The sequence below is a fragment of the Nocardioides bigeumensis genome, assembly GCF_039531755.1.
GTDB lineage: Bacteria > Actinomycetota > Actinomycetes > Propionibacteriales > Nocardioidaceae > Nocardioides > Nocardioides bigeumensis.
This window is the reverse complement of sequence record NZ_BAAAQQ010000009.1, coordinates 24,541-34,240: the sequence shown is the minus strand read 5'-3', so window position 1 is coordinate 34,240 and position 9,700 is coordinate 24,541. Positions and strand designations below refer to the sequence as shown.

9 protein-coding genes and 2 pseudogenes are annotated in these 9,700 nt (G+C 68.1%); 2 read left to right on the top strand and 9 right to left on the bottom strand.

The genetic code is table 11. The annotated features are described in order from the left end of the window. The 7 genes and pseudogenes from ABD295_RS09045 to ABD295_RS09025 all read right to left on the bottom strand — a co-directional run. Window positions 1–135, bottom strand: a 135-nt coding sequence (locus ABD295_RS09045) for a sigma factor-like helix-turn-helix DNA-binding protein (RefSeq protein ID WP_344303373.1), incomplete at its 3' end; no start/stop codon positions are given. Window positions 136–694: 559 nt separating this feature from the next. Then, a complete protein-coding gene (locus ABD295_RS09040) occupies window positions 695–880 on the bottom strand; it encodes a hypothetical protein (protein ID WP_344303371.1) in 186 nt (61 codons plus the stop codon). 3 nt (window positions 881–883) lie between these two features. Next, a pseudogene (locus ABD295_RS21160) lies at window positions 884–1,009 on the bottom strand (transposase); the annotation flags it as partial. Window positions 1,010–1,021: 12 nt separating this feature from the next. After that, window positions 1,022–1,252, bottom strand: a complete 231-nt coding sequence (locus ABD295_RS09035) for a hypothetical protein (protein ID WP_344303370.1) — start codon at window positions 1,250–1,252, stop codon at window positions 1,022–1,024. Between the two features lie 43 nt (window positions 1,253–1,295). Beyond that, window positions 1,296–1,730 (bottom strand): annotated as a pseudogene (locus tag ABD295_RS21155) (IS110 family transposase); the annotation flags it as partial. Between the two features lie 87 nt (window positions 1,731–1,817). Continuing rightward, window positions 1,818–2,276, bottom strand: a complete 459-nt coding sequence (locus tag ABD295_RS09030) for a tyrosine-type recombinase/integrase (RefSeq protein WP_344303369.1) — start codon at window positions 2,274–2,276, stop codon at window positions 1,818–1,820. A gap of 38 nt (window positions 2,277–2,314) precedes the next feature. Continuing rightward, window positions 2,315–2,962, bottom strand: a complete 648-nt coding sequence (locus ABD295_RS09025) for a tyrosine-type recombinase/integrase (protein ID WP_344303368.1) — start codon at window positions 2,960–2,962, stop codon at window positions 2,315–2,317. 873 nt (window positions 2,963–3,835) lie between these two features. On the opposite strand from ABD295_RS09025, the gene ABD295_RS09020 reads away from it, so the two are divergent. Beyond that, window positions 3,836–4,351 carry a hypothetical protein gene (locus ABD295_RS09020; RefSeq protein ID WP_344303367.1) on the top strand — a complete coding sequence of 172 codons (516 nt, stop codon included), beginning with the start codon at window positions 3,836–3,838 and terminating at the stop codon, window positions 4,349–4,351. A 15-nt stretch (window positions 4,352–4,366) separates the two neighbouring features. Here the strand turns inward: ABD295_RS09020 and ABD295_RS09015 are convergent, their stop codons facing one another. Beyond that, entirely contained in the window at window positions 4,367–5,428 is a 1,062-nt protein-coding gene (locus ABD295_RS09015) for an EcsC family protein (RefSeq protein ID WP_344303366.1), read from the bottom strand. 818 nt (window positions 5,429–6,246) lie between these two features. On the opposite strand from ABD295_RS09015, the gene ABD295_RS09010 reads away from it, so the two are divergent. Next, window positions 6,247–7,023 carry a hypothetical protein gene (locus tag ABD295_RS09010; RefSeq protein ID WP_344303365.1) on the top strand — a complete coding sequence of 259 codons (777 nt, stop codon included), beginning with the start codon at window positions 6,247–6,249 and terminating at the stop codon, window positions 7,021–7,023. Window positions 7,024–7,158: 135 nt separating this feature from the next. Here the strand turns inward: ABD295_RS09010 and ABD295_RS09005 are convergent, their stop codons facing one another. Next, on the bottom strand, window positions 7,159–9,573 hold the full coding sequence (locus ABD295_RS09005) for an MFS transporter (protein WP_344303364.1): 2,415 nt from the start codon (window positions 9,571–9,573) through the stop codon (window positions 7,159–7,161). Between the last annotated feature and the right edge of the window lie 127 nt (window positions 9,574–9,700).

Sequence of the window (9,700 nt, the reverse complement as noted above, 5' to 3'; positions counted from 1 at the left end):
GGTCTCACCCTCGAGGTGGTAGCGGGCGATCAGCTTGGAGACCCAGGCCTTGGAGACGCCGTAGGACTTGGCGACCTCGGCCTGGGTGCGGCCCTCGAGACCGACGGCGGTAATGACCAGCCTGGCTTTCGACATGGCCGAGCATCGAACCCGCGACCGGGTTTCCTATGTCTTGAGACATGGGTTTCCTATGTCCTGAACCAGCACACTGTCAGCCCGACACAGAGTTTTCGCAGGTCATCCCTGAAGGGGCGGGGCCGGTCAAGAGTGTTGGCCGGGCCTTCTTGTTGCCCTCGACCCGGTCTATGAGCGCGCCGATGAGGCGACGGGGTCAGGGCTCGGGCGGAGCCCGACCGCGCAGCGGCCGGAGGGCCTTGATGCCGTCACTGTTCGGTGCATGCTGTGGGGTTGTCGAGGGTCAGGGTTGTCTCCGCTGGGATGGGTGGTGGCTTGGTGGACGTGACTCGCATCAGGGCCGTTGCGTGGCCGGTCGGGAGCAGGCGTGGGTGCTGCTCGGTCATCCCTTCGCCGCGCTGGTCCCAGTCAGCAGGTCGGCTGGGGCGGCATGATGGGGTGCGCCGCGTCCGGTCGGTCGGGGTCAATCAGAACGCGCGACCTCGCCGCGGACGTACTCGTCCACGGGGGTCATGACCTGCACGACCCGCGACCGACCGGTGTCTGTGGTGAGCGGTTCTCATGCCGCCTCCCGGGAGGGGCGCTGTAGGGCGCGGACGTGGCCGTCGCGCAGCGCGTAGAAGACGTACTCGACCTGCAGGCGGGCGGCCGCGACGGCGCCGATGTTGCCGCCGCGGCGGGCCGCGACCCGGTCTCGCAGGGCGCCGACCCGGGTATGCGCGCCGAGGCGTTTGATCGACTCCACCGCGGCCCAGCGGACCAGCCGGGATCCCTGTTTGGTGATCCTGCCGCGGCGTACGTGGGTGTCGGACTCGTGGTGCTTGGGTGTCAGCCCTGCCCAGCACGTCAGCTGGGCGGCGGTGGCGAACCTGGTGACGTCGCCGACCTACGCCACGAACACCGCGCCCAGGATCGGCCCGATCCCGGGGAATTGCTGGACCGCGGCGTAGCCGGGGTCGGTGCGTAGCCGGCCTCGGGTGAGGTTCTCAAACACCTCGACCTCGAAGTCCAGGTCGTCCATGATCCGGCGCAACGACCCGATCCGGGCCGTGTACGCGGCCGGGAGGTCGAGCCGATCCAGCAGCTTGGTGCCCTCTACTCCGAACAGGTCGCTCATCAACACTTGGATCCCGCACTTGGCCAGGCACCGCATGGACCTCGGCCTTGCAGCCCGAGCGCAACGCGACGAGCTTGGCCCGATGGCGGACCAGCTCGCGCAGCTCACGGGTGGCAGGAGGCGCGATCCACGCCTGGGGTAGCCGACCCATCCGGAGCAGGTCGGCCAAGTCGGCCGCGTCGCGGAAGTCGTTCTTGACCCGCCGGTACTCGAACGCCTTGACGCCCAAGGGGTGCGCCAGGTGCACGCGGGCACCGGCCTCCTCAAGAGCGTCGACTGCCCAGTACCAGCCGTAAGTGGCCTCCAATACCACCTCGGGATCCTCCCCAGCACGCGCGATCACCCGGCCCAGGCTCTCGACATCATTCGAGATCCGCACCGACTCGAGCGCTTCACCGGCCTCGGTCATCCGCACGATCACACTGCGCCGGCGATGCAGATCTATCCCGACAAACTGACGCCCTGCGTACTCTGACATGAGGGGCCTCCTTCGTCGTCGACGTGAGTACACCCCCAGCATCCGCCGGGGACACACGAGGGCGGGAGGCCCCGCCCCTTCATCGCATCAGAGGCCGTTTTCGTCGGAGTCGAATCCGTCGGGACGGCCTTCTTTCACGCCCGGCGTACTTGCAGACGTACTTACGCCCTCCGCGGAGAGCGCCTCAGCGAGCACGTTGAGCGCTTCGTGGGACACCTCCGGCGACACGTGTCCGTAGGCGTCCACGGTGATCGAGATGCCCGAGTGGCCCAGGATCTTGGACACCACCGGGATCGGGACGCCGTTGGTCAGCATCACGGACGCCGCAGAGTGCCGGAGCGTGTGGAGGTTGGCCTCCTTGAGCACGGCCTTCCGCCTGGCTACCTCGAGCGCCCGTAGCGCGTTCCGCGGGTCGATCGGCTCCCCGATGTCGGTCACGAAGACGAACCCGGTCTCGACCCAGAGATCCATCGCCTGCCGCCGCTCGAAGGCGGTGCGTTGGCGCACCTGTCGGAGGAGCGCCACCGCCAGCTCGGAGAGCGGCACCGTACGCCGCGACCGCGCCGTCTTGGGCTCGCTTAGCTTCAGCTCGCCTCGGACCCGATGTCGCGCCACGTGAGCGCCAGCGCCTCACCCCGTCGCAGCCCGGTGTGCACCAGCAGCGCCAGGAAGGGTAGATAGCGCGACTCCTCGGCAGCCTCCAGCAGCAGCCGCACCTGGTCTGGCGTGAGAAACGCAGCTTCCCGCGCCTCGATCCGTGGCCGGCGAACCGCCACGAACGGGTTCTGACCGACCAGACCGTCCCGCACCGCGGCGTCTCCAATGGCGCGCCCGATCGTGTAGATCTGCCGTACGCTCGACGACGAAAGCCCCTTGGCGCGCAGCTGCATCACGAACCGCTCGACCGTCGACGGCCGCAGGTCGCGCAGCGAGACCCGGGCAAGGTCGCTGCCCAAGATGTGCCCGCGCGTCAGGTTCTCGTACAGCCATTGCGTCGACGGCCGACGGTCCGAGGCCGGCAGACTCGACTCGAGCCAGAGCTGCGCGAACCCGCCGAACGAGATGTGGTGGTCGCGAGCGCTCTTGCCGGCGTCCACCCGATCGTTCATCGCCCGCAGCTTGGCGCTGACCTCAGCGTTCGTGGTTCCGCTGACCTGCACGCGCTTGCGGACACCGGTCAGCGAGTCGGTAACCCACATCCGACCCATCCACCGTCCGTTCGCACCGCGCATGATCGTTCCCTGGCCCCGAACTCGACGTGTGGGCATCAGATGATCGTCGCATTGGGCACGTCTCCGGAGGCTCACCGTCGGCGTGGGCTGTGGAGAGCCAGTCTGTTGTCCACTGATCGTGACTCGCTCGACTACCTGTCGGCCCGCGGCGCCCTCGGCCGCAGCTTGGCGTTCCTGATAGGCCGCTCGGCGGCAGGTCTGTGAGCACCACTTGCGGGGGCGCCCCGTCTGGCTCGGCTGCCAGGTGTTACCGCAGCGCGGGCATCGCGGTTAGGACATCAACGAGACCTCCTCATGTCCTTGCATACCCAGACATGCCCAGTGCAGTGACCCGCATCGGACATTCGTCGGGACGAAACTCCAGCGGCTTCAGTTGCGACCTCGCGCGACATGACAGTTTCGTACGGACGAAACTCCGAGAACCGCGAGTGCAAGAGGTGTGACCGATTTGGATTTCGGCAGACGGAAGCCGTAGGCAGCGTCGCGGTGACGCCTCGGCGTGAGGTCGTTACTGATGCCGAATGTGGTCCAGCGACGCGTTGGTGCGTGTTCGGTGGCTTGGATGGTCGAGGTCCTCAGCGTCAGTGCAGGCTGACGTTGAGGGACCTCTGGCGACCGCACAGCGCGCTTGCCGGCTTGCTTCCGGCCCCACCCAAGATGTGTGGCTCGAATGGCGCTGGCGGCACTCGTCTGCCGTCTCCGCACCTCGCGGCTGCGCCGCCCGGTCGCAGCAGGACGCCGTGCAACTCGGCGATGACATTGGGCACCATGGCGTAGGTCGAGGCGGTCCCGCCGTGTCGGGACTGTGCTTGCGCTCCGGGCGATCGTCGCGTGTTCTCGCCCTACGGCCTCACACGGACAGAAGGGAACCTCATGATTGAGATGGGCGAAAGCCTTGTCGGTGCCTACCTGCGGTACGTCAAGAACTGCGACATGGTCCTTTACAACGAACGCACCGAGGCGCAGGGTGAAATCGATGTGATCGGCGTGCGGGCGGGTGACGTGCCTGAGGTCTGGCTGTGTGAGGTGGCCACGCACATCGCGGGCCTGGGTTACGGCGCGGACTTCGGCCAGATGACGAACAAGATCGCCAACAAGTTGGAGCGCGCGGCGGCCTTCGCACGCAAGCTGTTCCCGGACCATGTGACCCATGTCGAGTTCTGGGCTCCGAACGTGCCTGTCGGGAAGACGACGGCGTGGTTCACGGAGCACGTCGACAGCAGCCTGGCCAACGGGGTCGAGGTCACCTTCGTCATCAACTCCGAGTACACGCAGCGATTGCAGCAGCTGGTCGACCTGGCCGCGAAGGACACGAGGACGCCGAGCGAGCCGGCGTACCGGTTGTTGCAGATCCTGACCCACACGCGCGGAGGCAAGCTGAGCTTCTGAGCGCGCCCGTCACGGTCACGGACGATCGGGGTCAGTCGTGTCGAATCCTTCGTCCTCGAGCAGTCCCAGGAGGTCGATGGCCTCGTCGACCTGCATGTCGGACTCCACGTCGTCTGGCGGTGCGTCGGGCTGAAGGGGCACACTCATGGCCTGACCCAACTTGTCGCGGAGGAAACGCTCGCGGTAGCTCCAGTACGCAGCCTCGGCGATGCTGTCGACGAGCGCGTAGTTCATCCCCGCGCCGACCACGACCCCGGCCACGGGGACGAGCTGTCCGAGCTTCTTCTTGGTGAGGTCCTGGCCGAACTTCGCCGCGAACCGCTGGGCGACCCTCGTCAGCATCGACTGGTTGAGCTTCTCCCACGGAGCGCTCCGAGCCAGGAGCTGGGTGAGCCGGGAGAGCTCGCCGTACGCGCTCATCTTCGCGCCCTGGGTCGTCGCGGCGCCGAGGTTGATGACCGACATGGCGAAGACCTCTTCCCGGGGGTCCTCCGGGTCGTAGCCGTAGTACAGGGCCGTGTGTGCCACCACCCGCGAGCCGGCCATCAGTACGGCCACCGCGTCCCCAGCCACGGCTCCCGTCACGACCGCGAGCCCTGGCGCGGCCGCAGCGCCCGCGCCGGCGCTTCCCCCGACCGCGAGGAGTGCGCCGCCGGAGATCGCGAGACCGGCTCCCGCGCCCTCGACAGCGACAGCACCGGCATAGAGGTTGGCCAGCCTCTTGAAGCGGGCGACACCGTCGATCGTCTGCAGGTCGAGCGCGCGGATGTCCTCGAGGCCCTCCACGTCGAACCCTCGTCGATGGTAGGCGCGGACGACGCGCCGACTGCTTAGGGTGAACTGACTGGATCGGCTCAGGAACTTGCCGACCCCCTCGGCCGCCCTGGCATACCCGCGTCCCGCGGCATCGGCGGCCCTGTCGGCGCCCGGAAGGTCCTTGACCCGCCGCCCGGCTCCCGTTGCCACGGCCTTGACCTTGGGCGGCATCAACCGGCGCGGGGACGTCGACAGCCTACGCTGCTTCTCCTGCTCGATGTTGACGAGCGCCTTCTGCTCGTACGGCGACAGCGCGCTCACGTCGGCTCCTCGTGGTCCCGGGACATCGGCCGCTTGGCGTGCGGACATCCCGCCCCGCGGCCGTCCCACAGCCTAGGCGCGGACAGCCCGTCGACGTGCGCGGAAGGCCGGTCTAGTCAGGAATTCCATGCCGGGGCGTGGTGACCAGACTCGAGGGGGCTGACACCAGGCCCCGAGGAGACAGGCATATCGGCCTGACAGGTGGCTCACCAACGCCTCACCCTGGAACGTCCTGGTCAAGGTTGGACACCACCTGGCTCACCGCGCCGGGTGCGGCTGTCGGCGCGAGCGCGTCGGTCCTGAGCACCTCACTGGCACCATCACGAGCCCGGAGGATGACCCCATTCGGCATCCCGAGCGCTCTGAGCGTTGCCGGCGTCTCTATGCTTCAGGGACGGGTCGGCGCCGACAGCTGCATCGCCAACGTGGCAAGGGGATTAGCAGTCCTGGCGGCGTACTTACAAACGTACTTATGGGTTCCGTCCGAAGGTGTCCACCGCAGTCCACAAATCGAGAATCGCCCTTAAAATAAGGGGATTGAGAAATCTGTGGACATCACTGGGTCCGCCTCTGCGGGCTGGGGGTCAAGGGGGCGCGGGTTCGAAGTCTGTCAGCCATCTAATTGATGCCTTCGTTTCGCGCATGGCGGACGCGGTCCCTCGAGTGTGTGTCGGCCGGGTGATGGAGTCGGTGGACTCTCGTGGACGGAGCGAGGCGGCTCAGTCACATGAGCGGACAACTTGAGCGGTTAGGTTTCCGGCATGGGTAAGCCTGACGCCACTGACGCCCGTCCGCCCGAGGTCGAGGAGGTGCCGCCGGTGCCAGCGGAGATCGCTGTGGGCTGGCGACTTTCCCTGGGAATCGGGGGCGCCGCGCTGTTGGTGGTCGCGGCGGTTGCCACCTTGAGTGCCGACAACGAACTGGGAGCGGCGGCTCTCGCCCTCGTGGGGGCGCTCTTCCTCGTCACGTCGGGTCTTGGTCGATGGCCGTCGAAGCTCACGTGGGGGGACAAGAGCGCTGAGTGGCGAGACCGGGTGGTCCAGCATGCGATCGATGCTGGGGCGGACTCGGAGGAGCTGGCGGAAGTGGTCGAGTCGGTCGCCACGACGCCACAAGAACACCTGCTGGCGCAGCAGCTGCGGACCACGTCCCCACGCGGGACGACGCGAGCGGGCGCCGTCGAGCGGGTGGCCATGGAAGCGAGCCGCCTCGAGCTCGTCTTCGTCCACTCTTTCGAGCCGGGACCGTCGGACACGTGGGATGGGCGGATCGTCATGCGTCCCGACGATGGTCCTGATCGGAGCGTCGCGGTCGTCACCTCTATCGGCGAAGTCATCGGCACGGGCGTCAGCCACAGGATCGCCCAGAGAGTGCTGGATGCGCAGCGGGCTGGCTTCCGAGCCGTCCTCATTGTGCTGGAGAACGCCGTTCCACGTGCGCAGCAGGACATCCTGGCTCACCTCATCGGCGAGGTCACTGACGGGGCTGTCGCACCGCGGCTGTTCTGGGGCGGTGCCAGCGGCGGTGGCGTCACGCAGCTCCGCGGCAACCTGCGCAGGATCGCCGACTACCTCGCCGAGCGTCGTGCCGACTGACGCGCACGACCGGTAGCGTGCGCGCAGGGAGTCACGGCGAGACGCCACAAACGGCACGGTGGCACGACCGAGGACTGCCGCCGCTGCGGGGGTCGTTCGGTGTCGACGCGACCCTGCGTGGCTGCGGCGCTCTGCCTAGGAGGAGGCAGGCCGGACGCCAGACGCCTCCAGCCGATATCCGACGTCTGCCAGAGCACGATCCAGGATCGCGCGTTTTGTGTCATCGTCCCTCAGGGCAAGCGTGTCCACGAGTCGGTCGAGCGGCGCACTGGAGCCCTCTCGTAGCTGCTCCTCGTGGAGCGTGCGGGTCACGCGTGCCGTGAGGTTGAGAGCCATCGGGTCCAAAGCGCCGACTCCTGCGTGCGTGAGGAGGCGGGAGACCTGGGACACCCCGAGGTCGGCTCCCTCCTTGCTGGTGAGGAAGCGGCTGACAACGCTGGTCACCTGGAGCGGCACGACAGGTTGCGGGTGCTTGACCGCGATCAGCTCGCCGTGCGTCATCGTCAGTCGCGCCCCATCAGCCTCGCCCCAGGCGATCCAGGAGGCGGCCAGGCTTCGGAGATCCTCGAGGTCGAGCCCGCGAGCTCGTGCATGCCCCGCGAAGGCAGAGTCGAGGACCCGGGACGCTTGACGGGCGGCGTACCACCGTGTCGATGCTGCATTGGCGTAGGTCCAGACGGATGTCGTCGCCGTCGAGTGCGCGATGTCCGCATGGCGTGCCCACGTGTCGAGGAAACGGCCGGCATGGGGCTCGGCGCCGTTTTCACGGGCCATTGAGCAGTAGAGCGAGTGCCATCGTGCGACACCGGCGTCTGGAGGAGACCAGGTCATTGTCCCGTAGTCGACGTCACGAACGGCAAGGACGCCCCCGGGCTTGCAGACCCTCCACATCTCACGAAGCGCGGCGACGGGATCCTCGAGGTGCTGGAGCACCTGGTGGGCGTGGACGACGTCGAACGTGGCGGCGGGGAAGGGAAGGTCGTAGACATCGCCCGTGGCGAACTGGGACGTGCTGTCCCCCCGCGCAACCGCCCTCAGGCGCGCCTCGACCAGCGGGGCCTCCGTGGGTTCCAGCCCGGTGACGCGCCCGGGCTGAACGAGAGCGGCGAGGTCGAGCGTGATGGAACCCGGCCCGCAGCCGACGTCGAGTACGCGCTGGCCCGGACGCAGGTGCGGCAGAAGGTACGCGCACGAGTCGTGCGCGGTGCGCTGCCCGTGCGCGGAGAGGACGGCTGGCTGATGACCGTGGCTGTAGCGGGCGGCGTCGAACGCCCGCGCCGCCGCCTGGACGGGGACGTCCCAGCGTCCGGTGGCGCGGTGGTGCCATCCCAGTAGGACGAAGGTGAGCAGGACGAGGAGGAGCCCTGCCGCCGCGAAAGCGGTCCGCAGCGAGGTGGCGGACGCGAGCGCCGCGAGCAGCACCGCGCCGACCGGCACCAGGCCCGCCCACGCCAGGACGTAGAGGCTCATCACCCGACCGCGGTGCTGGTCGTCGGCCGACGCGTTCAGGAGCCCGTTGGTGCTGGTCATGATCGCGAAGTTCACTCCTCCGGTCAGGGCGGCGACCACCAGGGAGACCCAGGGCACCGTCAGCGCACCCAGCAGGGTGACGCCGGTGCCGAGCAGCACCATCAAGAGGCCGATCCGCCAGGGTGTGGCGATGCCTCCGTCGCGCCACGAGGTGACGAGAACGCCGAGCACCGCACCGATGCCCGTCGCGCCCACGAGGGCGGTGAAGGTGCCGGACCCGCCGCCGAGCCGCTCGGTCGCGATCGCCGGCAGTAGCGCGACGTACGACGCCCCGAAAATCGAGGTGACCGCGAGCATGACCAGCGCGAGACCGCAGGGTGGGTGCTGCCGCACGTAACGCACCCCGGAGAGCACGCGCCGCCACGCCGGTGCTGCCGCCTCTGCCATGGGCGGTCGCGCAACCGCGGGCAGCCGCCAGGCCGTCCAGGCGGAGACCGCGGCGGCGACGGCGTAGACGACGACGGGCGCGGACGACCGGGAGCCCGCGAGGAGCAGCCCCGTCAGCGAGGGACCGGCGATGCGGGCGACGTTCATACTCATCGACTGCATGCCGATTGCACTGGTGAGGTCCGTACGAGGCACCAGCGTCGCGACCAGCGACTGACCGGCGGGAGCGCTGACGGCGAGCATCGTCCCGATGCCGAATGCGAAGGCGAAGGTGCCGGGAAGGGTCAGGTCCGGCAGCAGCACGATCTGCAGGACGAACGCGGCGCACAGCACCGCGATGACGCCCTGCGAGCACGCGATGATGCGCGCCCGGTTGCGCCGGTCGGCCATCGCGCCGGCCCAGGGCGAGAGCACGAGCAGCGGGACGAGGGTGACGAAGTAGAGCAGTCCGAGGGCCATCGGGTCGCCGTCCGTGTCCAGGGAGACTGACCACTGGAGCCAGGTCGTCGTCATCCAGTAGCCGAGCTGGCCCAGCATGAACCCGATCCAGAACAGCACGAAGCCGCCGTGTCGAGCGGCTCGGAAAGGACCGTGTCCACGTTGACGCCGGCCGTTCCGCTGAGCGAACCTCATGGAGCACCTTTTCTGGACGAGTTGCTTGACACGCAGCGTAGCGATCACCAGGATTGCCCGAAATCCCGTTCCGATAAGCGGTATACAGAGTTCCAAGTCGATCAGGGAACTCGTCTCGGATGGACGG